Annotated in this window: 22 protein-coding genes and 1 riboswitch; of the genes, 12 read left to right on the top strand and 10 right to left on the bottom strand. The window is 63.4% G+C overall.

Annotated features, from left to right (window positions below; translation table 11 throughout):
• Window positions 1-51: 51 nt before the first annotated feature.
• Complete coding sequence (rpsG, locus tag FG13_RS20965; protein ID WP_010394377.1) at window positions 52-522, bottom strand: 30S ribosomal protein S7; 471 nt, start codon at window positions 520-522, stop codon at window positions 52-54.
• A gap of 152 nt (window positions 523-674) precedes the next feature.
• Window positions 675-1,058 (bottom strand): 30S ribosomal protein S12, encoded by a 384-nt coding sequence (gene rpsL, locus FG13_RS20960; protein WP_010394376.1) that lies wholly within the window; start codon window positions 1,056-1,058, stop codon window positions 675-677.
• Between the two features lie 425 nt (window positions 1,059-1,483).
• Here rpsL and FG13_RS20955 point away from each other — a divergent pair, with 425 nt between their 5' ends.
• On the top strand, window positions 1,484-3,409 hold the full coding sequence (locus tag FG13_RS20955) for a phosphoethanolamine transferase (protein ID WP_035824007.1): 1,926 nt from the start codon (window positions 1,484-1,486) through the stop codon (window positions 3,407-3,409).
• 18 nt (window positions 3,410-3,427) lie between these two features.
• On the opposite strand, the gene FG13_RS20950 is transcribed toward FG13_RS20955, so the two are convergent.
• From FG13_RS20950 to FG13_RS20940, 3 genes are all read right to left on the bottom strand, one after another.
• Window positions 3,428-3,724, bottom strand: coding sequence for a hypothetical protein (locus tag FG13_RS20950; RefSeq protein WP_035824005.1), 297 nt, complete (start codon window positions 3,722-3,724; stop codon window positions 3,428-3,430).
• Window positions 3,714-4,007: a BrnT family toxin gene (locus tag FG13_RS20945; RefSeq protein ID WP_035824003.1), complete on the bottom strand. Its 294-nt coding sequence runs from the start codon at window positions 4,005-4,007 to the stop codon at window positions 3,714-3,716. The genes FG13_RS20950 and FG13_RS20945 overlap by 11 nt, the downstream gene beginning before the upstream one ends.
• Before the next feature lie 63 nt (window positions 4,008-4,070).
• On the bottom strand, window positions 4,071-5,636 hold the full coding sequence (locus FG13_RS20940) for a MutS-related protein (protein WP_051959311.1): 1,566 nt from the start codon (window positions 5,634-5,636) through the stop codon (window positions 4,071-4,073).
• Window positions 5,637-5,843: 207 nt separating this feature from the next.
• Here FG13_RS20940 and FG13_RS20935 point away from each other — a divergent pair, with 207 nt between their 5' ends.
• From FG13_RS20935 to FG13_RS20900, 8 genes are all read left to right on the top strand, one after another.
• On the top strand, window positions 5,844-7,109 hold the full coding sequence (locus tag FG13_RS20935; protein WP_035828545.1) for an efflux RND transporter periplasmic adaptor subunit: 1,266 nt from the start codon (window positions 5,844-5,846) through the stop codon (window positions 7,107-7,109).
• Window positions 7,110-7,136: 27 nt separating this feature from the next.
• A complete protein-coding gene (locus tag FG13_RS20930; protein WP_035823997.1) occupies window positions 7,137-7,853 on the top strand; it encodes an ABC transporter ATP-binding protein in 717 nt (238 codons plus the stop codon).
• A 9-nt stretch (window positions 7,854-7,862) separates the two neighbouring features.
• On the top strand, window positions 7,863-9,185 hold the full coding sequence (locus FG13_RS20925; protein ID WP_035823994.1) for an ABC transporter permease: 1,323 nt from the start codon (window positions 7,863-7,865) through the stop codon (window positions 9,183-9,185).
• Window positions 9,186-9,213: 28 nt separating this feature from the next.
• A complete protein-coding gene (locus FG13_RS20920; RefSeq protein WP_035823992.1) occupies window positions 9,214-10,452 on the top strand; it encodes an ABC transporter permease in 1,239 nt (412 codons plus the stop codon).
• A 28-nt stretch (window positions 10,453-10,480) separates the two neighbouring features.
• Window positions 10,481-11,833, top strand: coding sequence for a sigma-54-dependent transcriptional regulator (locus tag FG13_RS20915; RefSeq protein ID WP_035823991.1), 1,353 nt, complete (start codon window positions 10,481-10,483; stop codon window positions 11,831-11,833).
• On the top strand, window positions 11,833-13,164 hold the full coding sequence (locus FG13_RS20910) for a sensor histidine kinase (protein ID WP_081922665.1): 1,332 nt from the start codon (window positions 11,833-11,835) through the stop codon (window positions 13,162-13,164). Before FG13_RS20915 ends, FG13_RS20910 begins: the two co-directional genes overlap by 1 nt.
• 238 nt (window positions 13,165-13,402) lie before the next feature.
• A complete protein-coding gene (locus FG13_RS20905; RefSeq protein ID WP_081922664.1) occupies window positions 13,403-13,927 on the top strand; it encodes an FxDxF family PEP-CTERM protein in 525 nt (174 codons plus the stop codon).
• Window positions 13,928-13,986: 59 nt separating this feature from the next.
• Window positions 13,987-14,766, top strand: a complete 780-nt coding sequence (locus tag FG13_RS20900) for a spermidine synthase (RefSeq protein ID WP_035823990.1) — start codon at window positions 13,987-13,989, stop codon at window positions 14,764-14,766.
• A 29-nt stretch (window positions 14,767-14,795) separates the two neighbouring features.
• On the opposite strand, the gene FG13_RS20895 is transcribed toward FG13_RS20900, so the two are convergent.
• Entirely contained in the window at window positions 14,796-15,401 is a 606-nt protein-coding gene (locus tag FG13_RS20895; protein WP_035823989.1) for a hypothetical protein, read from the bottom strand.
• Between the two features lie 31 nt (window positions 15,402-15,432).
• Window positions 15,433-16,950 carry a MocR-like pyridoxine biosynthesis transcription factor PdxR gene (gene pdxR / locus FG13_RS20890; protein WP_035823987.1) on the bottom strand — a complete coding sequence of 506 codons (1,518 nt, stop codon included), beginning with the start codon at window positions 16,948-16,950 and terminating at the stop codon, window positions 15,433-15,435.
• 109 nt (window positions 16,951-17,059) lie between these two features.
• Between pdxR and FG13_RS20885 the strand changes: the two genes are divergently transcribed.
• Together FG13_RS20885 and FG13_RS20880 are read left to right on the top strand one after the other, a co-directional pair.
• Entirely contained in the window at window positions 17,060-17,719 is a 660-nt protein-coding gene (locus tag FG13_RS20885; RefSeq protein WP_035823985.1) for a pyridoxamine 5'-phosphate oxidase family protein, read from the top strand.
• Window positions 17,720-17,804: 85 nt separating this feature from the next.
• A complete protein-coding gene (locus FG13_RS20880; protein ID WP_081922840.1) occupies window positions 17,805-18,635 on the top strand; it encodes a class I SAM-dependent methyltransferase in 831 nt (276 codons plus the stop codon).
• Between the two features lie 45 nt (window positions 18,636-18,680).
• On the opposite strand, the gene FG13_RS20875 is transcribed toward FG13_RS20880, so the two are convergent.
• The 3 genes from FG13_RS20875 to FG13_RS20865 all read right to left on the bottom strand — a co-directional run bounded on the left by FG13_RS20875 (window position 18,681) and on the right by FG13_RS20865 (window position 24,718).
• Window positions 18,681-20,324 carry a serine hydrolase gene (locus FG13_RS20875; RefSeq protein ID WP_035828539.1) on the bottom strand — a complete coding sequence of 548 codons (1,644 nt, stop codon included), beginning with the start codon at window positions 20,322-20,324 and terminating at the stop codon, window positions 18,681-18,683.
• A gap of 22 nt (window positions 20,325-20,346) precedes the next feature.
• Window positions 20,347-22,206, bottom strand: coding sequence for a M1 family metallopeptidase (locus FG13_RS20870; RefSeq protein ID WP_035823983.1), 1,860 nt, complete (start codon window positions 22,204-22,206; stop codon window positions 20,347-20,349).
• Between the two features lie 115 nt (window positions 22,207-22,321).
• Window positions 22,322-24,718 (bottom strand): M1 family aminopeptidase, encoded by a 2,397-nt coding sequence (locus FG13_RS20865; protein ID WP_035823980.1) that lies wholly within the window; start codon window positions 24,716-24,718, stop codon window positions 22,322-22,324.
• 146 nt (window positions 24,719-24,864) lie between these two features.
• Window positions 24,865-25,047: riboswitch (yybP-ykoY riboswitch) on the top strand.
• Between the two features lie 8 nt (window positions 25,048-25,055).
• On the opposite strand from FG13_RS20865, the gene FG13_RS20860 reads away from it, so the two are divergent.
• Window positions 25,056-25,631 (top strand): TMEM165/GDT1 family protein, encoded by a 576-nt coding sequence (locus FG13_RS20860; protein WP_035823977.1) that lies wholly within the window; start codon window positions 25,056-25,058, stop codon window positions 25,629-25,631.
• The last annotated feature ends 57 nt before the right edge of the window (window positions 25,632-25,688 follow it).

Raw genomic sequence — 25,688 nt, 5'->3', positions numbered from 1 at the left:
GGCCTCGAACAACAGATGCTTGACAGCCGCCTTGCGGTAGCTGGCTTTATATTAGAAGCGGAAATGCGAGAACGCTTTGTTCGCTTCAGCCATACGATGGACTTCGTCGCGTTTTTTCATCGCGCCGCCGCGGCTTTCAGCCGCTTCCATCAGCTCACCGCCGAGGCGTTGTGGCATCGATTTTTCGCTGCGCTTGTTAGCAGCTTCACGCAACCAACGCATGGACAGAGCCATACGACGGACTGGGCGAACTTCGACCGGCACCTGGTAGTTTGCACCACCGACGCGACGGGATTTCACCTCAACCAACGGCTTGGCGTTGTTGATTGCGGTAGCAAAAACTTCGAGTGGATCTTTACCCGATTTTGCTGCGATGTGCTCGAAAGCACCGTAGATGATGTTTTCTGCAACCGATTTCTTACCGGACAGCATCAGCACGTTTACAAATTTAGCGACATCAGTGTTGCCGAATTTTGGATCTGGCAAAATTTCGCGCTTGGGTACTTCACGACGACGTGGCATATCAATTCCTTTCAATCTTCAGTTGAGCGCGCGTTCTTCGCACACTCGCGGACGACCATCATAGTCTTCCACTTACTCGACCAGATGCGGTCGACTACATTCACTTAGCTAGTTGCCACTGAGCGAAACTTGGGTTTGCTGCGTACAACTTATTACTTCTTGCCAGCTTTAGCGCGCTTGGTACCGTACTTCGAACGCGATTGCTTACGGTCTTTAACGCCTTGGGTATCCAGGGCACCGCGAACCATGTGGTAACGCACACCCGGCAAATCCTTGACGCGGCCGCCGCGCAACAGCACAACACTATGCTCTTGCAGGTTATGGCCTTCACCGCCAATGTACGAAATAACTTCGAAACCATTGGTCAGACGAACTTTAGCGACTTTACGCAGAGCCGAGTTAGGCTTCTTTGGAGTCGTGGTGTAAACACGTGTGCAGACGCCACGTTTTTGCGGGCTGTTTTCCAGCGCCGGCGATTTGCTCTTCACGGTCAAAGCGACGCGTGGATTGCGAATCAATTGATTGATGGTTGGCATCGTTATAAATCCAACAAAAAACTACGATTAATAACCCGGGCAAGATGCCCGGCGACTAAAACCTCGTCCCGCTTTCATCTACTGCGCACCGGAGGCGCCCGCAGCCACTCGATAAGGAGCGGCCATGAAATGCCAAGCAATACGTAAACGATGAGCAGAATAAAATCGAGAACTCGCTAGTTTAGACCTTGTGTTACAGGGGGTCAATCGGTTTACCACTTTTTGCTATAAAAAAAGGCAAAAAAGCGGCACTTTTGTAGCATTTTGACTAATCTTTGGCCGCAGCGCGCAGACGCCGCCGCCTCGCGGCGCTTGACGATTTGACATTCTTTCTCTGCCACCAAGCATCTGGCGCGCACATTCTTGTATGACCGCAAGACAACAAAAGGATTGATAATAGCGGACATTTTTCGCTGCCCTCCCTTATGCGCTCCTTGCTTCGCCCTGCCACTCTGTTCCTGCTCCTGACGTATGCCTTGCTGACGGCCGTACCCTTCATCCCCGCGCTGCTGGGACGTGCACTCGAGCATCCCTGGCAGATGCTCACGTTCGAGCTGCTGGCCTGGCTGGCCGTCTGGAGCGTGTTCAAGCGTCCCGCGTATTTCCACTGGCTGCTGGTGCCCGCCTTCCTGGCCCTGCCGACGGAAATCTACCTGTTCATCTTCTATGGCCAGGGTATTTCCACGCACCACCTGGGCATCATCTTCGAAACCAGCCCCAAGGAAGCGATGGAATTCCTCGGACAAAAAGTGTGGCTGATGGGCGCCGTCATGCTGGGCGTGATCGCCTGGTGCGCGCTGAGCTGGTATGCGGCCACGCGCACGCGCGACCTGGACTGGCGCGGCAAGACGCGCCCGGCCGCCTTCGTGCTGCTGCTCCTGCTGGGCGGCTTCTGGGCCTATGGCCATGAATTCGGTTTCGAGGCCAAGGTCCTGCATAGCGCCGCCGCAGCGGCCAAGGCCAGCGGGCCGGCGGCCGGCAGCAAGGCGGGCGCCTCCGGCTTCGGCGACGCCAGCTCGGCCGACGATGAAACGGCCGAGGAAGACGAGGAAAGCAGCACGCCGGAAAACGCCAGCATCGCCGGCGCCGATGAAACGGGCCTGGGCTGGCCCAGCCTGCCCCACTGGGCGCGCCTGCCCTACGCCTTCGACACCGTCAGCAATTCCTGGCCTTTCGGCCTGGCCGCGCGCGGCTTCGATTTCTACAAGGAACGTCGCTACCTGGCCGAGCTGGGACAGAAAAGCAGCAGCTTCCGTTTCGGCGCGCACCAGCAACAGCCCGATACCAACCCGGAAGTGGTGGTCATGGTGATCGGCGAATCGTCGCGCTACGACCGCTGGAGCCTGAACGGCTATGAACGCGACACCAATCCCCTGCTGAAACAGGAAGCCAACCTGGTGCCGCTGGCCGACGTCATCACGGCCGTTTCCGCCACGCGTTTGTCCGTGCCCGTCATCATCTCGCGCAAGCCGGCCACGCAAAGCCTCAAGGACGGCTTCTCGGAAAAATCCTTCCTGACCGCCTACAAGGAAGCAGGCTTCAAGACTTACTGGCTGTCGAACCAGATCTCGTTCGGCCAGTTCGACACGCCCGTGTCCGTCTTTGCCAAGGAAGCGGACGTGGTGCAATTCCTGAACCTGGGCGGCTTTACCAACAATTCAAATTTCGACCAGATCCTGTTCGACCCGTTCAAGAACGCGCTGGCCGACCCGGCGCCGAAAAAACTCATCGTGCTGCACACCCTGGGCAGTCACTGGAACTACAGCCAGCGCTATCCGAAGGCGTTCGACAAGTGGCAGCCGTCGCTGTTCGGCGTCGACAAGCCCGTCTACACGGACACGGCCATCAAGCCGCAGCTCAACAACAGCTACGACAGCTCCATTCTGTACACGGACTGGTTCCTGTCGAACGTCATCGGCATGCTGAAGGACGACGGCCAGCGCACCGCCCTGCGCAGCTCGCTTGTCTACGTGGCCGATCACGGCCAGACCCTGTACGACGGCACTTGCCGCCTGGCCTTCCACGGCCACAACACGCAGTTCGAATTCCATGTGCCCGCCTTCGTCTGGTATTCGCCGCAATTCCAGCAGCACTATCCGGACAAGGTGACGCAGCTGCGGCGCCATCAGAAGGCGCGCCTGTCGACGGAAAACATGTTCCATACGCTGCTCGACCTGGGCGACATCCGCTTTGCCGGCGAACAGCCCGAATGGAGCATCGCCAGCCCCCGCTTCAAGCAGCACAAGCGCTACGTCGACAGCTATGGCTGGACCAACTACGACAACGCCATCATCCGTGGCGATTGCCGCGAAGTGATCGACAAGAGCACGCCGGAAAAGCAGGAAAAGTAAGCGGCGGGCGGGCGACTGTCAGGCCGCCGCGGAATGGCGTTCGGCATCGCGCTCGGCATCGCGCAGCAAGGCCTCCGGCACGCCGCGCTTTTTCAACGCCGCGATCAGCCGCGCCGTCGAGCCCTGTGCCAGTTGCGCCTCATCGCGGCGCAAGCCGTCGCTCAGATAGGCCTTCAGCAGCGTTTGATAACCGGCAAAGCCGCGTAGTGGCGCGATCTCTTTCATGGCGTCCACCACGTCGACCGGAATGCGCAAGGTAATCGACGTCATGGGACGATCTTTCGCCAGGCGGGTTTTCAAGCGGTCAGACAGCATATGCAGTTTCCTCCTTGTGATCCGCCATACGGGCGGAAATAATGCGGATGGCGACGTCCTCGATCTCGACATGTACCACGAACAGCAGCCGCCCGGCAGCATCGAAACCGATGGCGGCATCGCGTGCCTCCTGATTGCGCGAGGCTTCCACCAGCACCAGCAGCGGGTCGCCAAATACCTGCGCAGCCTCCTCGAACCGGATACCGTGCTTGCGCTGGTTCAGCTGCGCCTTGGCAGCGTCCCATACAAACGCATCAGCCCCCAGGGTGAAGTGGACGTCCATGCAAAAAGATTAGCACACGTATTGACGATGTCAATACAAACCATCGCTTGGGAGCGCACGTCTTCAAGCCATGTCCAGCACTCCCGCGCAATCGGCCGGTTGCGCCATGTGCGTGCTGAGCCAGTCGAAGACGCGCCCGGCCTTGTCCGCGATGCCGGCGTCAAATCCGCGCTGGGCCAGCAGGGCGATGCCATTCGTTGCTTGCAGCACGCCGGGCGCCAGCAACAGCGCGCCGGCGTCATCGCGGCGCACGCACCATGGCGCCAGGCAGTCCTCAAGCAGCGGCCCCAATACCAGGTTGTGCGACGAGACGATCACCATGTGCTGCGCCGCCAGGGAGTGCAGCACGGCGGCCGCGGCCGCCACCGATTCGAGGTGATTGGTGCCGCGGAAAATTTCATCGATCAGGAACAAGGCCGGCGGGCCCTCCTCGGCCAGCGCCAGCAATTCGCGCGCGCGCCGCAATTCGGCGATATACAAACTTTCGCCGCCATCGAGCGAGTCTTCATTCTGCATGCTCGCGTACACGACCAGGTGCGGCACATCGGCGCTGTCCGCATAACAGAAACCAAAGGCCCGCGCGCAGACCAGGTTCAGGCCTATGCAACGCAGCAAGGTGCTCTTGCCGATACCGTTCTGGCCGGAGATGAAGCAGCCCTTGCCCTGCACGCCGAACGACAGCGGTGCGGCATTCTCCAGCAAGGGATGCCGCATGCCCTGCAAGGCCAGCGCGCGCGGCGCCGCGGTGCCCGCCCAGCAAAACACGGGGGCCGCACGCAGCTGCCGCGCCAGCGCCAGGTCCGCTTCCAGCTGGGCCACCTGGGTAAAGGTCTCGCGCAGGAAGGGCAGCTGCCGCGCCACCAGCTGGAGCGTGCGGAAATAGCGCTTGACGTTTTTCAGCAGCAGCCAGTCGCCATATTCGACCAGCAGCGTATCGATGAAGGGCACGTAATGCAGCAACGAACGCTCGATGGCGCGCGTCAGCCTGGCCGCCTGCGCGCTGCCGGCAGCCAATGACGAGGCTGCCGGCACATCGAGCCGCACCAGCGCGGCATGGGTTTTCAGCAGGTGGCGCAAGGTATCGAGCGTGCGTTCCCACAGCTTGGCGCTTTCGTAAAAACGCACTTGCACGGTCATCAGCGCAACACAGGCGGCCAGCACGCCAAACAGCGCCGGCCAACCTGCCAGCCAGCTGGCGGCGATGGCCAGCAACAAGGCCAGCGGCACCAGCCATAGCCAGGTACTCCACCATGGCGCTGCCGGCAGCGCCGCACCGAACAGGGTCTCGCTCACTTCCGTATCGGCCTGGCGCAAGGGACGGCAAGCTTGCTGCAGGCTGGCCGCCTGGGCCGGCTCGTCCAGCAATCGCCGGACGCGCGCAATGGAGGCCGGATCGGCCTGGCCACCGCTCAGGCGCCGGTGCAGCTCCTGCTGGCCGAAGATGCTGGTCTCGCGCGCCAGTTGCGCCGCATACTGGTCGAGCAGCAGCTCGTTCCAGGTCTGGCCATCGAGCGCTGGCGCCTCGCCCGTCAGCCGTTGCAGCATCGCCACGTCGCTGCGCGCAAAGGGATAGTCGAGCGCTGGCGCCAAGGCACGGGCAGGGAAAAGTTGCTGGAGGAACGGATGCATGGCGCCTGGGGAAGAGTCAAAAAAGGAGTCGCCACAGCAGATGCAGGCGATTGCCAATTTATCAAGCACAACTTGCGCGGACGGACATGCTGGACAGTGCGGACACTTCGGACAGCCGGACACGAGAATTTTTCTCCATTCAAATCAATGACTTAATCACTGGCACGGATCGTGCATTGGAAAACGCATCCTTCACGAGACATGACCATGATCCGCGATACTTCCTCCCAAGACGCCGTACTGACCGCCCCGCCGGGCCAGCGCCACAAGCAACGCGCCCTGCTGCTGGCCGGCGCCGTCATCGTCATCGGCACCGCCATCGCTGTCGTTGCCGGCTGGCGCAACAGCGAGCATTCCGTCAACAGCAGCCGCCTGCGCATCGCCGAGGTCACGCGCGGCACCCTGATCCGCGACGCGGCCGTCACTGGCCGCGTGGTCGCCTCGATCAGCCCGACCCTTTATTCGACCACGGTGGCCACCGTCACGCTGAAAGCCAAGGCGGGCGACACGGTGAAAAAGGGCGACATCCTGGCCGTGCTGGAGTCGCCGGACCTGTCCGACGCGCTCAAGCGCGAACAATCGAGCGTGCAGCAGCTGGAAGCGGAAGTGGCGCGCCAGCAGATCCTGGCCAAGAAGCAGAAACTGCTGGCGCGGCGCGAAGCCGATACGGCCGAAATCGAGCGCCTGTCCGCGCAGCGCACGCTGGAACGCTACGAAAGCGTGGCGCAGGTGGGCATCATCGCCAAGATCGATTACCAGAAGGCCAAGGATGCCTTGAATTCGGCCGATATCCGCAGCAAGCACGCGTCCCAGGCGGCAGGTCTGGAAAGCGAAGACGTGACCCTGGCCCTGAAAACAAAAAGCAATGAACTCGAACGCCAGCGCCTGAGCCGCGACAACGCCCAGCGCAGGGTCGACGAGCTGACCGTGCGCGCGCCCGTCAACGGCTTCATCGGCACCCTGTCGGTGGCCAACCGCAGCGTGGTGCAAGCCAATACGGCCCTGATGACCCTGGTCGACCTGTCGCAGCTGGAAATCGAGCTCGAGGTGCCAGAAACGTATGTCGCCGACATCGGCCTGGGCATGCGCGCCGAGATCGAAACGGGCGTCATCAAGGCGACCGGCAAGCTGTCGGCGTTGTCGCCGGAAGTAGTGAAAAACCAGGTGCTGGCGCGCGTACGTTTCGACGGCGAGCAGCCGGCCGGCCTGCGCCAGAACCAGCGCGTGGCGGCGCGCCTGCTGATCGATGAAAAACCGAATGTGCTGATGCTGGCGCGCGGCTCCTTCGTCGAAGCCGAAGGCGGCCGTTTCGCCTACGTCGTGCGCGATGGCGTGGCGATGCGCACACCGATCAAGCTGGGCGCGACCAGCGTGTCGGCCGTGGAAATCCTCGACGGCCTGAAGCTGGGCGACAAGGTGGTCGTCGCCGGCACGGAAAACTTCGAGAACGCGGCCCGCGTCTCGCTCAACTAACAACACTCATCCAACCAGGAGCCCTCCATGCTGCGCATGCAAAACCTGAGCAAAGTCTACCGCACCCACATGATCGAAACCCACGCGCTGCGCGGCTTCGACATCCATGTGCGACAAGGTGAATTCGTCACCGTCACGGGGCCGTCCGGCTCGGGCAAGACGAGCTTCCTGAACATCGCCGGCCTGCTCGAGGAATTCACGGACGGCGAATACATCCTCGACGGCGTCAACGTCCGGGGCATGGACGACAATGCCCGCTCGCGCCTGCGCAATGAAAAGCTGGGCTTCATCTTCCAGGGTTTTAATCTGATTCCCGACCTGTCGCTGTTCGACAACGTCGACGTGCCGCTGCGCTACCGGGGCTTCAACCGCGCCGAACGCAAGGAGCGCATCGAGGAAGCACTGGCCAAGGTGGGACTGGCGTCGCGCATGAAGCATTATCCGGCCGAATTGTCGGGCGGCCAGCAGCAGCGCGTGGCGATCGCGCGCGCGCTGGCCGGCTCGCCCAAGCTGCTGCTGGCCGATGAACCGACGGGCAACCTCGATACGCAGATGGCGCGCGGCGTGATGGAACTGCTGGAAGACATCAACGCGCAAGGCACCACCATCCTGATGGTCACGCACGATCCGGAACTGGCGCTGCGCAGCCAGCGCAATGTGCACATCATCGACGGCCAGGTGTCGGATCTGGTGCAGCACCGCGCCACGCTGTCGGCCAGGCCGCAGCACCCCGTGACAGCGTAAGGAGAAACCATGTTCCGCTACTATTTCACCTTGGGCCTGCGCAGCCTGCGCCGCAACCGCGCCCTGACGGCGCTGATGGTGCTGACCCTGGCCGTCGGCGTGGCCGCCAGCGTCTCCACCGTCACCATCCTGCACGCCATGTCGGGCGATCCGCTGCCGCACAAGAGCGACCGCATGTTCGTGCCGATGATCGACATCCTGCCCGTCAAAGGCTACGTCCCCGGCGACAAGCCCGGCTTCTCGCAAGCCCAGATGAGCTATATCGATGCGCGCAATTTCATGGCCAGCAAGATGGGCGTGCGCCGTACCGTCATGTACGGCGTGGCCGGTCCGGTCGAGCCGGCGCGCAAGGATATCGGGTCTTTCAATGCCCAGGGCATTGCGCCCACGCGCGATTTTTTCAGCATGTTCGACGCCCCCTTCCTGTACGGCCAGCCGTGGAGCGAAGCCGATGACGCCAGCGGCGCCGACGTGATCGTCCTGAGCCGCGCGCTGGCTGAAAAACTGGTGGGCTCGAACAACCCGGTCGGCCAGCGCGTGACGGTGCTGGGCCGGCCCTACATGGTGACGGGTGTCCTGGCGACCTGGGACGTGGTGCCACGCCCGCACCGCATCATCGGCAGCAAGGGCGCTTTCGGCGCGGAAGACGAATTCTTCATTCCGTTTGCCAGCGCGATTCGCCACGAGACGGAACACGACGGCGGCATGAGCTGCAACGGCGACAATAACGCACCCGGCTACCAGGGCAGGCTCGCTTCGGGCTGCACCTGGCTGCAGTTCTGGTTCGAGATGGCCAGCAGCGGCGAGCGTGGCCAGTTGCAGCAGTATCTGGATGCCTATGCGGGCGAGCAGCGCAAGCTGGGACGCATGATGCGCAATGCGCCCAACAAGCTGTACGACCTGAACGAATGGATGGCCTTCCTGAAGGTGGTCGACAACGACAACAAGCTGGCGGCCTGGCTGGCCTTCGGCTTTCTGCTGCTATGCCTGGTCAACACCATCGGCCTGCTGCTGGCAAAGTTTTCCGTGCGCGCCAGCGAAGTTGGCATCCGCCGCGCGCTGGGCGCCACGCGGCGCGACATCTTCCGCCAGTTCCTGATCGAAAGCGGCGTGATCGGCCTGGCCGGAGGCGTGATCGGCCTGCTGCTGGCGTTTGGCGCGCTGGCCGTGGTCAGCCAGCAGTCGAAGGAACTGGGCACCGTGGCGCACATGGATGTGCCGATGCTGTTGCTGACGTTTGCCATGTCGGTGCTGGCGGCCCTGCTGGCCGGTCTGCTGCCCACCTGGCGCGCCTGCCAGGTGACGCCGGCGATCCAGCTCAAATCCCAATGAACATCCTTTACCCAACATGAGGTCCAGCATGGAAATCCGTCCCATCCTGTCGGCGCTGATGCGCAGCAAAACCGGCGCCATCCTGGTGGCCGTGCAGATCGCGATCAGCCTGGCCATCCTGGCCAATGCCCTGCACATCGTCAACCTGCGCCAGGCCGTGGCCGCCCGGCCCACCGGCGTGGCCGCTGAAAACGATATTTTTTATGTCCATATCCAGAACATGAACCGCGGCAACCACCAGCGCCAGCTGTCCGAGCAGAAGCGCCAGGCGGCCCTGCTGCGCGCCTTGCCGGGCGTGCTGTCGGTGGCGCAAACGTCGCAGGCGGTGCTGTCGCGCTCGGGCAACTCCACCAGCGTGTCGGCCAAACGCAGCCAGGTCACGCCCAGCGCCAACATCTCGACCTACGTCACCCCCGATGCCCTGGTCAAGACCTATGGCTTGAAGCTGGTGGAAGGACGCGACTTCCTGCCTGAGGAGGTACCCGAGATCGATGAAGATGTCGACGACCGCTACCCCACGGTGGCCATCGTGACGCTGGCCGCGGCGCAGAAAATCTGGCCAGGCGAAACCAGCTTTGTCGGCAAGACGCTGTACCGGGGCAACGGCGCAGATGATCCCGAACTGCGCGTGGTCGGCGTCGTTGAACGGCTGCAGACGCAGGTGGGCCAGGTCAAGGCCGAAGGTGAATATTCGATCCTGATGCCGGCGCGCCTGACGGGCGGGCGCGATTCGCTGCTGTATGCGGTGCGCGCCGAACCGGGCCAGCGCGACCGCCTGATGAAGGAGGCCGAGCAAGCCATCCGCACTGCCACCAGCGACCGCTTGCTGGTACGCACCGATACCCTGGAAAAGCACCGCACGTCACGCTACCGGGCCGACCGCGGCCTGTCATGGATGCTGATCGCCGTGTCGACCCTGCTGCTGCTGGTGACGGCCAGCGGCATCGTCGGCATCGCCAGCCTGTGGGTGACGCAGCGCCGCAAGCAGATCGGTGTGCGGCGTGCGCTCGGTGCCCGCCGCGTCGACATCCTGCGCTATTTTTTGACGGAGAATTTCATGATCACCAGCGTCGGCGTGGCGTGCGGCGTGCTGCTGGCCCTGGGCTTGAACCAGCTGCTGGTGAGTCAGCTGGAAATGGCACGCCTGCCACCCGTTTATCTGCTGGCCGGCGCGCTGGTGTTCTGGCTGCTGGGCGTGGGCGCCGTGTACGGCCCGGCATGGCGCGCGGCCAGCATTTCGCCGGCCACTGCCACCCGCAGTACCTGAGCCGGCACCTGAGTGATATGCTGCGTGCATGCCTACCGTACTGATTATTGACGACAATGCCGCCGTGGCCATCGCGCTCGACGTGCTGTTCTCCCTGCACGAGATCGACGCCGTGCGCGCCGCCTCGCCCGAGGAAGGCTTGCAGCTGCTCGAGCGCCACGCCATCGACCTGGTGGTGCAGGACATGAACTTCACGGCCGACACCACCTCGGGCGAGGAAGGCAGCGCGCTGTTCCACGCCATCCGCGCGCGCTACCCGGATCTGCCCGTGATCCTGCTGACGGCCTGGACCCAGCTCGACGCGGCCGTCGACCTGATCAAGTCCGGCGCGGCCGACTACCTGGCCAAGCCATGGGATGACCGGCGCCTGATCGCTTCCGTGCAGAACCTGCTGGAACTGGGACAGGCCAACCGCGCGCTGCGCCAGCGCGTCGTGGCCGAGCAGCGCCAGCGCCACGCCTTGGAACACGACTTCGACTTGCGCGGCATGGTGTGGCAAGACCCGGCCACGGAGCGCGTCGTGCACCTGGCGTGCCAGGTGGCGCGGGCCGACGTGCCCGTGCTCATTTCGGGGCCGAACGGCAGCGGCAAGGAGCGCATCGCCGCCATCGTGCAAGCCAATTCCCAGGTCGCCGGCGGCCCCTTCGTCGTGCTCAATTGCGGCGCCGTGCCGGTCGAGCTGATCGAGGCGGAACTGTTCGGCGCGGAAGCGGGCGCCTACACGGGCATCACGCGCGCGCGCGACGGCAAGTTCGACGCGGCCGACGGCGGCACCCTGTTCCTCGACGAGATCGGCAACCTGCCGCTGGCCGGGCAAATGAAACTGCTGCGCGTGCTCGAAACGGGACGCTTCGAGCGCCTCGGCTCGAACCGCGAACGGCAAGTGAAAGTGCGCGTCATCAGCGCCAGCAACGCCGACCTGCCGGCGATGATCAAGGCCGGCACGTTTCGCGAAGACCTGTTCTACCGCCTCAACGTGATCGAGCTGCGCCTGCCGCCACTGGCCCAGCGCCCGCTCGACATCCTGGTGCTGGCGCGGCATTTCCTGGGCAGTGACAAAACCCTGGACGCGCAGGCGCAGGCGACCCTGCTGGCGCACGGCTGGCCGGGCAACGTGCGCGAACTGAAAAACGTCATGCAGCGCGCCAGCCTGCTGACGGCCGGCCCGGTGATCGGCGCGCAGGAAACGGGCTTGCCGCTGGTGGGGATGCCATCGCTGCGCGCGCCGCACGATGGCGCCGCGACGGAGCCGGACCGCGACAGCGTCACCGCGGCGCTCGCGCGCGCACACGGCGTGGTGGCGCAGGCGGCGCAGGAACTGGGGCTGTCGCGCCAGGCCCTGTACCGGCGCATGGAACGCCTGGGTATCGCGCGCGGCTGATGGCCTATCGTCCCATGCGCCTCTCCCTGCTCACGCGCTGGACGGCGCTGATCGTCACCCTGCTGGTGCTGGGCATCGTCATCGCGCTGCTGCTCGCGCATTTTTTGCCGGGCCAGCCACTGCTGGTGCTGGCCGGTACCCTGTTGTGCGTGCTGCCGGTGGCCGTCATTACCATCCGCGCCCAGCTGCAATCGATGCTGTCGCTGTTTCGCGCCTTGAGCGGCACGGTGACGAGCTACCAGGACGGCGACTTCGGCTTCAGCCTGCGCTGGCCGCAGAACGATGAACTGGCCGACCTGGTGGCGGCCCACAATGCGCTGGGCGACGTGCTGCGCAAGCAGCGCCTGGAGCTGGTGCAGCGCGAACTGCTGCTCGACACCATGGTGCAAAACACGCCGGTGGCCATGCTGCTGGTGGCCGAGGGCAGCGCCATCGTCTACGCCAACCTGGCCGCGCGCCAGCTGCTGCACCACGGCCGCCGGCTCGAAGGGCGCCACCTGGCCGATATCGTGCGCGAGGCATCACCGGCCCTGGCCGAAGCGCTGGCGCGCGCCAGCGATGGCTTGTTTACCAGCGGCGAGGGGGAACAGGAAGAGGTGTATCACCTGGCGCGGCGCAGCTTCAGCCTGAACGGGCGCAAGCACGAACTGCTGCTGTTGCGCCAGTTGACCCTGGAACTGCGGCGCCAGGAAGTACAGACCTGGAAAAAAGTCATCCGCGTCATCAGCCATGAGCTCAACAACTCGCTGGCGCCGCTGGCCTCGCTGGCCCATTCCGGCGCCGAACTGGTGCGCCGCGGCCAGACGGAACGCCTGCCGCAAATCCTCGCCACCATCGAGGAACGCACGCGCCACCTGGAAACCTTCATCCTCGGCTATGCGCGCTTTGCCAAGCTGCCCACGCCACGCCTGGCGCCGTGCGAGTGGCAGCCGTTCCTCGACGGCCTGGCCTCGCAGGCGGCCTTCACGCTCGACTGCGTACCGCCTGCGCAGGCGGCCGTGTTCGATGCGGCGCAAATGCAGCAGGCGCTGCTGAACCTGCTCAAGAATGCACTGGAATCGGGCTCGCGTGAGGAGCACATCGGCCTGCACGTCAGCCTGGCGCAAGGGCAGCTGCGCATCGAAGTGCGCGACCGCGGCCCGGGCATGAGCGGCGCCGTGCTGGAAAACGCGCTGGTGCCGTTTTATTCCACCAAGCGCAGCGGCACGGGACTGGGCCTGGCCCTGGCGCGCGAAATCGCCGAAGCCCATGGCGGGCGCATCACCCTGGCCAATCGCGAGGGCGGCGGTCTGGCGGTGACCTTGATCCTTCCATTACTGACTGGAAATTAATTTCCCGTGCAACGAATTTTTGATCACATGCTCCGCAATTATTTTTCAATATTATATTGATAATTAGAGTTTTTAATATTGCAACATCGCGAGCGCCATGCCCGTGTGTTAGAAATAAGCTATTTAAGTTTGCATAATGATATAAAAATAGCTCATTGACAATGAAATGTCCTGGCGATAATTTATCTGAGCGGCACGGTTTTTTTGAAACATCAATCGTTTTTTCGCGGGGATAAAAATGAAACTGAAATCACTCATCGCAGTAGCACTCCTGAGCGCAGCTTCCATCGGCGTAGCCCAGGCAACAGCGTACAACGTGGACCTGAGCAACACCACCGGCAACCTGTGGACGGGCGGCTTCAACGCCACGCCCACTCCGCTCGGCGGCTTTACCGATACGTTCACCTTCACTCCCGACGCCACTTTCGGCTCGACCGCGCAAGCCTTCCTGGCCAACCTGTCGGTCACGGGCAGCGATGCGGCCTCCATCAACTTCAGCGGCGCCAACCTGAACGGCATCGCGCTGACGGGCTTTGGCGGACCCACCGTCTTCGGCTATGCCCAGGGCGAGGTGCTGGCGCAAACCAGCCTGCTGTTCAACGGTCCGATGGTTCTCACCGTCATGGGCAACAGCAATGGCGGCAGCTATGGCGGCACCTTCAACCTGAACCTGGCCCCCGTTCCTGAACCGGAAACGTATGGCATGCTGCTGGCCGGGCTGGGCGTACTGGGCTTCCTGGCGCGCCGCCGCAAGCAATCTTGAGCTCTCCCCCAAAAAGACGCTGCGGCGTCTTTTTTTCGGCCGGCTGCTAAACTGGCGCCATGACGACCGACTTTACCTCCACCAGCCATACCGCTTTCAGCCACCCCGGCCACCCGCCGGCCACCACCACCGAACACCGCAGCATCCGCTATCTGCACCTGGGGACCAAATGGGTGCAGGGCGCCATGCGCCTGGACAAACCCGACGCCATCGAGCTCGAATATGTCCAGATGATGATGATGTGGATGCTGTTCAAGACGCAGCCCAGACGCATCGTGCAGCTGGGCCTGGGCAGCGCCGCGCTGACCAAATTCAGCTACCGCCGCTTCCCCGACGCCACGGTCACGGCCATCGAACTCAATCCGAACGTGATCGCCATCTGCGGCGCCCAGTTCGCGCTGCCGCCAAACGACGCGCGCCTCGACGTGCGTGAAATGAATGCGCTCGACTTCGTGCTCGATCCGGCCAACCACGGCACGGCCGACGCGCTGCAAGTGGACCTGTACGACGAGGACGCGCGCGGCCCCGTGCTCGACACGCCCGAGTTCTACCAGGCCTGCTTCGACTGTCTGACGGACGACGGCATCATGTGCACGAATGTCTTCGGCGACTTCCCCAACTACGACAAGAATTTGCAGGCGATGGAGCTGGTCTTCGACGCCGTCGTCTGGGTGCCGGAAATGGAAGATGAAAACATCGTCGTCCTCGCTTTCAAAAAATCGCCATCACTCGACTTCAGTGAGCTATACGAACGCGCCGCCACCATCAAGAAGCAGTTCAACCTGCCCGCCAAGAACTGGGTCAACGGCTTGAAGCAGTGGATGCAGGATCAGCAGTAAGCCCCATCAGGCGCGGTGCCCGTGCGATCTCATTCAAGAGCCTCTTCCCACCGCCCTTCGGCGCGATAAAACCCCAGCTTCTTGTCCCCCTTGAAGCGCGCGGCCTTCATCAGGCCAGCGAGCTCGCTGGAGATCAACAGGTCGCCCGATTGCGCATCCCTGGCGACCTGCCTGGGCGCCATGGCATCGTCGCGGAAAAACCTGCTCGTAAAATAGATGATGTTGCCCTTGTCATCTTTTTCAGCGATTGAACGCGCGAGGTCCACCGTCTGTACGCGTTGCGCCGCATTGACGATGTAAAACGGCTGCGCCACCAGTTCACCGCCCGCCATGATGCAGGCGGGGGCGAGCAATTCCACGTCCTGGCCTGCGGCGCCGGCGAGGAATTCGGCCAGGCGGGCCGAGACCAGCGGCACCTCACCGAGCAGCCACAGACAGTCATATTTCAATAGCCGCTCCTTGGGACAGGCAAAATGCACGGGTGGCTTGTCCATGCCGGGCGGAAAAGGCGCCCCCTGCAGCAGGTCCAGGTAGTCGAAGTTCGATCCTGCCGTCTCATACGAGCCATGTTCCTTGTCGTAGGAACCGGTGAGTTTGTCATTGTAATAAATCGGGGCTTTCCAGCTCAGTATCATGGGCAGTATTCTGATTGGGTTGGAAAGAGCCCTATTGTGACCGCTTCGCCTGCCCAGCCGCGCCAGCTTGCGCGAGCACTGCGCCCAGGCGGCGCGCCAGGCCATCCATGTTCTCGGCCTGCACCTGCGCATAACCGAGCAAAAAACCGTTCCAGCCTGACTCTTCTCCCGTCCCTTCGCCCGTGCCATGCGCGGACAGGGCCAGCGCCACGATGCCGTCCTGCGCGGCGCGGCGGCTCAGCGCCAGGTCATCCCATTGGTCGTCTTGAAAACGCAGCGCCAGGTGCATGCCGGCCGTGCCGCCATGGATGGCCGCACCCGCACACGCATGGCGCTGCAAGGCTTCGCTCAAGGCGTCGCGGCGCTGGCGATACAGGCGGCGCATGCGGCGCACGTGGCGCGCAAACAGGCCGCTGCGCAGGAACTCGGCCAGCGCCAGCTGCTCGGCCACGCGTCCGCGCGCGGCGCCCTGCGCCTGCATCTGCGCGAAGGCGCCGGCCAGCGCGGCCGGCACGACGATAAAGGCGATGCGCAAGGCGGGAAACATGGTCTTGCTGAAGGTGCCCAGGTACACGACGGGCGCGTCGGCCACCAGTCCCTGCATGGCCGCCAGCGGCGGGCCGCCATGGCGAAACTCGCTGTCGTAATCGTCTTCGATGATCAGGGCGCCGGCCGCGCGGGCGCGTTCGAGCAGCGCCATGCGGCGCGCGGGGCTGAGCACGCTGCCCGTCGGATACTGGTGCGACGGCGTCGTGTAGATCAGGCGCGGCGGCGTATCGCGCCAGTCGTCATCGGTCGGCGCGATGCCATCCATGTCGACGGCGATACCGGTCACTTGCAAGCCGGCGCCACGGCCCGCCGCCAGCGCGCCGCCATAGCCGGGATGCTCGATCCACAAGGTATCGCCCTGGTCGGCAAAGGCGCGCAGGCAGACATCGAGGCTGCTCTGCGTGCCGTCCGTGATGAACACCTGGCCCGCATCGCAAACAACGCCGCGCGCGGCGCGCAAATGCTCGGCGATGGCCATGCGCAAGGATGGCTCGCCGGCAGGATCGCCGTAATTGAGCTGGCGCGGCGTCAGCGCGCGCCACGCGCGGTCCAGCATGCGGCGCCACTGCGCCAGCGGGAATTCGTCGAGCGCCGGCACGCCAGGCGCGAACGCCCCCATGGCGTCGGCGGGAAACACCAGCGCCGCGCTGGCATCCTGTCCCGACACGCCGCGCAAATGCCGGGCCCGGCGCGATAATCCATCATGGCCACCGCTCACTGACGATGCCACCGGCACCCCGGCGCTGCCAGCGACGACTGTGCCGCGCCGGTCCGGCAAGACAAACCCTTCGCTGGCCAATTGCTCGTAGGCGTACAGCACGGTATTGCGCGCCAACCCCAGCTCGACGGCCAGCACGCGCGTGGCGGCCAGGCGCGTGCCGGGCGCCAGCTGTCCCCCGCGGATCGCCGCGCGCAGGCATTCATGCAGCAGGCGCTGGCGCGGCCAGCCCCGCTCGCGGTGCGTGCACTCGAACGCGTTCAGCAGCAAAGCAAAATCCATGTGCCTCCTTACATTGTGGCTCTAAATTATTTCTCACTTCTGGATCTTTTTTCAGGGCCAGATGCCGATTATAGTGCGGCCTTCCTCTTCAACCAACGGGACTTCCGCCATGACCGCTACCGCCCTGCCCCCCAGCCCCCGTACCCGCGTGCGCCGCGTCGCCGAACTGGCCAGCTACGAGCAAGCCACCCTGCACGCCATCCTCGACGCCGCCTACCTGTGCCATATCGCCTTCCACGACGAGCACGGAAACCATTGCATCCCGACCGCCTGCTGGCGCATCGGCGGCCACCTGTACATTCACGGCTCGAACGGCAGCCGCATGCTCAAGCAGCTGCTGCGCGAAACCGACGTGTGCGTGACGGTGACCCATCTCGACGGCCTGGTACTGGCACGCTCCGCCTTCAATCACACGATGAACTACCGCTCGGCGATGGTGTACGGGCAGTTTGAAAAACTCAGCGACATCGGCCAGCAGCATGCGGCGATGGATGCGTTGATGGAGAAGCTGGCGCCGGGACGCCTGGCGCAGGTGCGCGGCGGCAGCGCCAAGGAATACGCGGCCACCACCGTGCTGCGCATCGCGCTCGACGAATGCGCCGTCAAGCAGCGCAAGGGCGGACCGCTCGACGACGCGGGCGACATGGCGCATACCGTCTGGACGGGCGAACTGCCGTTTACGCACGGCCGTAGCGCGGCCATCGCCGATGCGCTCAACACCAGCGAGATGCCCGCGTATGCCGCCGTATGGGGGACGGAATCCGCTTGACCGGCCAGCGTGCTTGACCGATGATCGGCGTTGATGGCGATCGCCACCAATTGACCAACCGATCCAATCACGCATGGAGCATATGATGATGAAGCGAGTATCCCTGGCCGCGGCCCTGACGGTCATGCTGGCCTGTGGCGGCAGCGGCGCGGCACTGGCCGCCGATGCGGGCGACGCGGCCCTGAAGGCAGCCATCGCCGGCAGTGCGCGCACGCCGGCCAACGCGCTGCGTGACAGCGCCCGCCACCCGTATGAAACGCTGACGTTCTTCGGCATCAAGCCGACGATGACGGTGGTGGAACTGGCGCCTGGCGGCGGCTGGTATACGGAGATCCTGGCGCCCTACCTGCGCGACCACGGCAAGCTGATCGCCGCAGGCAACGATCCGCAATCCGCCAGCGAAGGCGCACGCCGTGGCGCGGCGCGCTTCCAGCAAAAACTCGACGCCAATCCAGCCGCCTTCGGCAAGGTGGAACTCGGTGCCTTCGCGCCACCGACCACCTACCGCATCGCGCCCAAGGGCACGGCCGACATGGTGCTCACCTTCCGCAATATCCACAACTGGATACCGATCGGCGAGGCGGGCATGCAGACCCTGTTCAAGGAAGTGTATGACAGCCTGAAACCGGGCGGCGTGTTCGGCGTCGTCGAGCACCGCCTGCCGGTGAGCCAGGCGCAGGACGCCACGGCCAGCAGCGGCTACATGCACGAAGCGTATGTGATCAAGCTGGCCGAAGGCGCAGGCTTCAAACTGGCGGCCAAGTCGGACATCAACGCCAATCCGAAAGACAAGGCGAACCACCAGGGCGGCGTCTGGGCGCTGCCACCGACCTACGCCAACAAGGATGTCGATCGGGCCAAATACACGGCCATCGGCGAGAGCGACCGCATGACCCTGAAGTTCGTCAAGCCATAGTGAGAATGTCGGGTTACGCGCTGCGCGCTAACCCGACCTACCGCTTTATTTCTTCGCTTCCTTCGGCTTCACCGGCACCAGGCTTAGGTCCTGGAAGTCGTAGCTGAAATCCGTCTCGGCCGACACGGGCGCCATTTTTACCCGGTCGATGCTGCCATCGGGATTGAGCGAGAACGTCACGTACGCATCGGCGTTGAAATTGCGCTCTTTCCAGCGCACGATGAAGGTGTCGTGCTGCCAGTGTTCCAGCTCGCCCGTCAGGTCCGGCGTGCGCGTGAAGCTGAGGATATGCTTTTTCCCCTCGGGCTTGATGATGACCTTGCCGTACCAGGCATCTTCATACTCGCAGTCGTACGCCGCCAGCGGCAGCGACGGCTGCGATTTCGCCGCGCGCGCGCTCGACGCCTTGCCCTGCTTTTTCACCTCTTCCGCATGCTGGTCCTGCTCCACCTTGGCCACCAATGCCAGCCAGTCCGACGGCGCCGCCTGCAGGTAATGGTCGAGGATGCGCCATTGCAGCGCCGTCATGGAACCGCCATTTTCCGCATTGGTCAGAATGGCCACGCCCAGTTTCGCTTCCGGCACCATCACCACGCGCGAATAAAAGCCCTGCAGCGCGCCGCCGTGCATGGCCACTTTCATGCCCTTGTAGTCGCGCAGCTGAAAGCCCAGGCCATACGCGCTGAAATTCGGTTTCGTCGCGGCCAGCGCCGGCTTCGGTTCGGAAATCTTGATCGGTGTTTGCGCCGTCCACATTTCGCGGCCCTGCTTTTCGCTGAACAGGCGCGCTTCCTTGCCATCCTTGTCTTTCACGCCGGCGATCTTGCCGCCGTCGAGCAGCACCATCATCCACTTGGCGATATCTTCCGCATTCGTGTTGATGCCGACGGCGCCCACGGCGTTCGGCACGGGCATCGATTTGACGGCGGCGATCTTGCCGTCGATCTTGCTGTGCGCACTGGCGACGTCGGGCTTGCCCGCATTTTCAGCCAGGCTGGTGGTGGTGCCCGTCATGCCCAGCGGCGCCAGGATGCGTTCATGCATGGCCTCGCCCCAGCTTTTCCCCGCCTTGTCGGCGATGATCTTGCCGGCCACGATGTACAGCAGGTTATCGTAGGCATAGCTGTTGCGAAAACTCGTGGCCGGACGGATGTAGCGCAGCTTCTCGATGATCTCGTCGGTGCTGAACGTGGTGGTTGGCCACCACAGCAAGTCGCCCGCGCCCAGGCCCAGGCCGCTGCGGTGCGTCAGCAGGTCGCGGATGGTCATGGCGCCCGTCACGTAGGAATCGTGCATCTGGAAGCCGGGCAGGTGCTTGGTGACGGGATCGTCCCAGGCCAGCTTGCCTTCGTCAACCAGCATGGCCAGCGCGGCGGCCGTGAAGCCTTTCGAGTTCGATGCCACTTCAAACAGGGTCTGCGCATCGACGGCCGCCGGTTCGCCCAGTTTGCGCACGCCAAAGCCCCTGGCGGTGATGACTTTGCCATCTTTGACGATGGCGATCGCCATGCCGGGCACGTCGAACACTTTCAGGGCGGTGGCAACGTCGCGGTCAAGATCGAAGGCAGGCGCGGATGCGGGTGTGGGTGCGGCGGCAACGACGGGGGCCGCGTCAACAGCCAGCGCCGGCACGGCGATGCTGGAAAACGCCAGCACGATGGCGGCGGCAAGACGGTTCATGGTATGCATGGTCAGGATATCCAAGGAAGGTTCAATGCGCTTGCGCGGCCATCAATTTATCGACGCTTTCCTGCGTCACCGGGTGGTAGCGTTCGCGCGCTTTCGCATACACGTCCTTGGCCCAGGCATGGCCCTGCGGCGTCTTCATCAAGGCGCTGTAGAGGGGCACGACGAACTTCTGGCGGCCGACGCTCATCAGGAATGCCTGCAAGGGCTGCTGCACGTCGTAGCCGGCGTTCACGGCGGCCAGGTAGAAGCGGTACGCAACTTCATTGTTGCCGCTCTTGCCCACGCCGTAGGCTTGGTCCAGTTCACGCAATTGCGCCGCGCTGGCCTTGTTGTTGATGTCGTTCAGGAAGTGCATCGATTCGATGGCGATCCACTTGTCCATGCCCAGGTCTTTCGTCGGCAATGTGCCTTTCAACCAGGCGTCGCGGTGCTGGTCGAGCAGCGCCAGGCGCGGCGAAACGACGCGCTGCGCGCTGGCCGGCACGCCCGTGCCATACAGCCATTCATCGAGCTCCGCTGCCGGCATCACGTCCGGATGCTGCGCCAGCAGATTCTTGCGCAGGTAGGCGATGAACTGCTCCGTCGTCACGCTCTGGAACGCGTGCTGGTCGAACCAGCCGCGCAGGAAGGGATCGAATACGGCGCGGCCGGCACGGCGCTCCATGGTGGCCAGGAACCAGGCGCCTTTCGGGTAGATGATGCCGTCGTCCGTGTACGTTTCGGCCGGATTGGCGTCCGCATCGCGCGTGATCAGCGCCGTTTTCGCCGCCGGCAATTCGCGGATCGAGGCGGCCAGTTCTTCCTGGTCGACCTGCACGCCCATCTGCGCCACTTCGCTGCCATACAGCTGCTCGACGATGCGCGTGGTGACGTAGGTGGTGAAGCCTTCGTTGAGCCACATGTGCTTCCACGAGGCGTTGGTGACCAGGTTGCCCGACCACGAGTGGGCCAGTTCATGCGCAATCAGGTCTACCAGGCTGCGGTCGCCCGCGATCATGGTCGGCGTGAGGAAGGTCAGGCGCGGGTTTTCCATGCCGCCATAGGGGAACGATGGTGGCAGCACGATCATGTCGTAGCGTCCCCAGCCATATGGACCATACAGCGCTTCGGCTGCCTGTATCATCTTTTCCGTGTCGGCCAGCTCGTATTCGGCCGCCTTGATGCGCGGCGGTTCCGCATACACGGCGGAGCGGGGACCGAGTTTGCGCACTTCCAGTTCGCCTATGGCAATGGCCAGCAGGTACGATGGAATCGGCTGCGGCATCCTGAATTTCCAGCCGCCCTTGCCCGTCGCCTTTTCGTCATTTTCGGCGCTCATCACGACGCGCATGCCCGCTGGCGCATCGATGCGCGCGCTATACGTAAAGCGCACGGCCGGCGTATCTTGCGACGGCACCCACGAGCGGGCATTGATGCTTTGCGACTGGCTGAACATGAAAGGCAGCTTGCCCGACATGGTCTGCTGCGGCGTGAGCCACTGCAGCGCGATGGCGTTCGGCGCCGTGTGGTAGTAGACGCGCACTTTGCCAGGCTGGCCCGTGGTGGTGATGCGCAGCGCCTGGCCCTTTTCCGGGTCGGCCTTGTCCAGCTGGTACGGCGCCATCTGCCATGCGCCGCGCTTGTCCTGTACCTGCACCTTGGCGATCGACAAATCGCGCGTATCGAGCACCAGGGTGCGCGCCGCCGGATCGATCCAGTTCAAGGACAGCTCGGCATAGCCGGAAAGCGTCTTTTGCTTGAAGTCCGCTTTCAGGTCCAGCTGCAGGTCGCGCGTGCGCACCTGGTCATAGCGCGCATAGCTGAGGGGGTCGGCGTGCGCGGCCAGGGTCACCTGGCAAAGTAGCGCACAGCCCAGCGCGCGCAGGAAGGTCAAAGTTTGCATGGTCGTCTTTTGAATGATTTGCGAAAGCCCCGGTCCGTGTGCGCCGGGGCGTCGCGCAGAATAGCACTTCCGGCGCAGGCCGGCAGAAAAAAGCGCCGGACCGGCCGGCGCTGTTTCACTGTTTTGTCTCGGCCTTGGCTGCCGGCTTGGCCTCGGGCGCTTTCAGCGGCGTATTAACATCCTTCATCAGGTTGTTCTTGTCGCGGTCCTGCTTGAACAGCTCCAGGCGCGATGGCGTGATTTTTCTCGGCCAGGCGTTATTGCTGGTGTCGATGTCGGCCGTCTCCCAGTACGGGTCCTGCACCAGGCCCACCATCGGCTCGTCCGTGACGATCACCTTGCTGATCTTGTGCGGCGCATAGCGCCACACTTCGGCCGGCACGCGCTCGATGATCTTCTTGCCGCTTTTCAGTTCGATTTCCAGGATCAAGGGCATCACCAGGCCGCCGAGATTCGAAAAGTCGACCAGGTACAAATGCTTGCCCATGTTGCGCTGTTCCAGCAGCTTGCGCTCCCACGGTTCCAGCGTTTCCTGTTCTTCCGCATAGCTGTTGCGGTCCTTGTTGGTGACCGTGAAATCATCGTGCCGGTTATAGAAATCCTTCAGCGCAGGATCGGCATCGACCTTCTTCGGCAGCGCCTTGTTGCGCTGGTCCGAGATCGAGATCGGCTGCGCGTCCTTCTGCGCCTTCTTCCACGCTTTCTCGACTTCCGGGTTCTTCGTGCTCACGCCATATTCGCTGATGCCGTCAATGCTGATGTCGACCGCGTCGGTGGTATAGAACCAGCCGCGCCAGAACCAGTCCAGGTCCGTGCCGGACGCGTCTTCCATGGTGCGGAAAAAGTCGGCCGGCGTCGGGCGCTTGAACTTCCAGCGCAAGGCATACTGCTTGAAGGCGAAGTCGAACAGTTCGCGCCCGAGGATGGTCTCGCGCAGGATGTTGAGCGCCGTGGCCGGCTTGTCGTAGGCGTTCGCCGTGAACTGCAGCAAGGACTCGGAATTGGTCATGATGGGCACCTGGTTCTGGCTGCGCATGTAGTCGACGATCTTGCGCGGCTCGCCATTCCATGAGGGGAAATGCTCTTCCCACGCCTGCTCGGCCAGGTACTGCAGGAAGGAATTCAGGCCCTCGTCCATCCACGTCCACTGGCGCTCGTCGGAGTTGACGATCATGGGGAAATAATTGTGGCCCACCTCATGGATGATCACGCCGATCAGGTCATATTTGGCCGTCTTCGAGTACGTGAGCTCCCCCGTCTTCTTGTCCTTCACGGGGCGTCCGCCATTGAACGCAATCATCGGATACTCCATGCCGCCCACGGCGCCGTTGACGGAGATCGCGTTCGGATACGGATAGTCGAAACTGTATTTGTTGTACTGCTCGATCGCGTGCACGACGGCGCGCGTGCTGTACTGCTGCCACAGCGGGTTGCCCTCGTTCGGGTAATACGACATGGCCATCACGCGCTTGCCGCCGCTGTCCAGGCCCTGCGCATCCCAGATGAACTTGCGGCTCGACGCCCACGCCACGTCGCGCACATTGGCCGCCTTGAAGTGCCAGGTTTTCATCCCCGCCGCGCGGCCCTTCTCCGCCGCCAGCGCTTCCTGCGGCGTGATCACCAGCAGCGGCGTGTTGCTGTTTTTCGCCCGCGCCAGGCGCTCTCGCTGCGCCGCGCTCAGCACGCTAGCAGGATTTTGCAGCTCTCCCGTGGCAGCCACCACGTGATCGCCCGGCACCGTCAGGTACAGCTCGTAGTCGCCAAACTCCAGGGTGAATTCACCGGAGCCGAGGAACTGCTTGTGCTGCCAGCCGACGGCGTCGTAGTAGGCGGCCATGCGCGGGAACCACTGCGCGATCTGGAAGATCGTGTTCTTGTCGTCTTCAAAATATTCGTAGCCGGAGCGCTCGACGAGCACCTTCTGGTCATTGATCTGATACGACCAGTCGATATTGAACGTGATGCTCTGGCCGGGCGCCAGCGCCGTCGGCAAATCGATGCGCAGCATGGTCTGGTTGACGACATGCGGCAGCGGCTTGCCGCTGGCCGCCTTCACGGCGGTGAGCTTGAAGCCGCCGTCGAATTCACGGCCCGTATGGAGGGCGCGCAAGTCCTCGAACTTCAGCGCTTCGTCCTCGCTGCCACTGAGCCAGGCCTGGCGCGATGGGGCGCTCAATACGCGGCGCTGGTCGGCATCCTGGCGCAAGCCATTCTGGTCCAGCTGCAGCCACAGATACGCGAGGCTGTCGGGCGAGCGGTTGTGGTAGGTGATCTGTTCGCTGGCCGTGATGGCGCGGCGTTCCTCATCGAGCGTGGCGCGGATCACGTAATCGGCGCGCTGCTGCCAGTAGGCGTGGCCCGGCGCGCCGGACGCCGTGCGGTAGTTGTTCGGCGTGGGCAGCAGTTCTTCCAGCTGGCGGAACTTGTCGTCGAAGGGCGCCGCGGCGCACAGGCCGGACAAGGGAGCAAACAGGGTCAAACACAAGGCAAGCAAGCGGACAAGGACCGGCATGGCGCATTCCATCTGGGAGTCGTGGACAGAACTGCATTCTAAGTCGAGTCTGTTTTCAAATCGATCATTGTTGTCGAAGTCCCACACACCAGGTAGCACCGTGCCCCGGCAGCACTGGCGCCGGCGCAGGCATTGGCGTATGATGCGCCTCGAACATTGGGGAGTAGTCGTCTCGCGGTCACGCCGCGGGAACCTGTATCAACATGATTGGCCCGCAGGCCATGGTGCAGGTGGTTGAAAAACTTGACGAGACCATTGATCCAGGGCGGCCGCATGGGCCGGAGTCGCCCGTGGATCATTGGTTAATTCGTCCGGCCCGCGTACCTCTTGCAATCTCATGGAAGCATTCCTCATCTCCACCGGCATCGTCGGTCTCGCTGAAATCGGCGACAAAACCCAACTCCTGGCCTTTCTGCTGGCCGCCAAATTCCGCAAACCCTTGCCCATCGTGCTGGCCATTTTCGTCGCCACCATCGCCAATCACGCCTTTGCCGCCGCCGTCGGCGCCTGGATCACCAGCATGCTGGGGCCGAACGTGCTGCGCTGGGTGCTCGGCGTCTCCTTCCTCGCCATGGCCGCCTGGACCCTGATCCCCGACAAGCTCGATGAAGACGAAACGAAGCTGGCCAAGTACGGCGTCTTCCTGACCACCCTGATCGCCTTCTTCATGGCGGAAATGGGAGATAAAACGCAGGTGGCCACGGTGGCGCTGGCGGCGCGCTATCACGATATTGTCTCTGTCGTGCTGGGCACCACTTTCGGCATGATGCTGGCCAACGTGCCGGCCGTCTACCTGGGCGACAGGATCGCCAACCGCGTCCCGCTGCGCCTCGTGCACGGCATCGCGGCGCTGGTGTTTGCCGTGCTGGGCGTGGCGACCCTGCTCGGTGCGGGTGCGGCACTGGGATTTTGACACAAGCACAGATAATTTCTCGTTTACAATATTCATGTTCATAATTACAATGTCGTG

The sequence above is a fragment of the Janthinobacterium sp. RA13 genome, assembly GCF_000745325.1.
Classification (GTDB): domain Bacteria; phylum Pseudomonadota; class Gammaproteobacteria; order Burkholderiales; family Burkholderiaceae_D; genus Janthinobacterium; species Janthinobacterium rivuli.
The sequence above is the reverse complement of the archived record's forward strand: the minus strand, read 5'-3'. Positions and strand labels throughout refer to the sequence as shown.